Source organism: Mesorhizobium sp. M3A.F.Ca.ET.175.01.1.1 (assembly GCF_004791945.1).
Lineage (GTDB): Bacteria > Pseudomonadota > Alphaproteobacteria > Rhizobiales > Rhizobiaceae > Mesorhizobium.
In genome coordinates this window covers 1-374 of record NZ_SRTP01000127.1, presented here as the reverse complement: position 1 = coordinate 374, position 374 = coordinate 1, and the positions used below count along the sequence as shown (strand labels likewise).

Genomic DNA, 374 nt, shown 5'->3' with positions numbered 1-374 from the left:
TTCGGCGTGCCGGCGGTGGTGGCGATCAACCACTTCACCACCGACACCGAGGCCGAGGTCCAGGCGATGAAGGACTTCGTCAAGGCGCAGGGCGCCGAGGCGATCCTGTGCAAGCACTGGGCGCAGGGCTCGGCCGGCATTGAGGACCTGGCCAGGAAGGTGGTCGAGATCGCCGAATCCGGCGCCTCGCAGTTCTCGCCGCTCTATCCCGACGAGATGCCGCTGTTCGAGAAGGTCAACACCATCGTCAAGCGCATCTACCGCGGCGACGAGGCGATCGCCGACAAGTCGATCCGCGACCAACTGCATGCCTGGGAGCAGGCCGGCTACGGCAAGCTGCCGGTGTGCATGGCCAAGACCCAGTATTCCTTCTC

At 65.2% G+C, this 374-nt stretch carries 1 protein-coding gene; it reads left to right on the top strand.

Features of this window, described 5'->3' with window-relative positions:
• Window positions 1-374, top strand: a 374-nt coding sequence (locus tag EN818_RS31040; RefSeq protein WP_135906636.1) for a formate--tetrahydrofolate ligase, incomplete at both ends; no start/stop codon positions are given.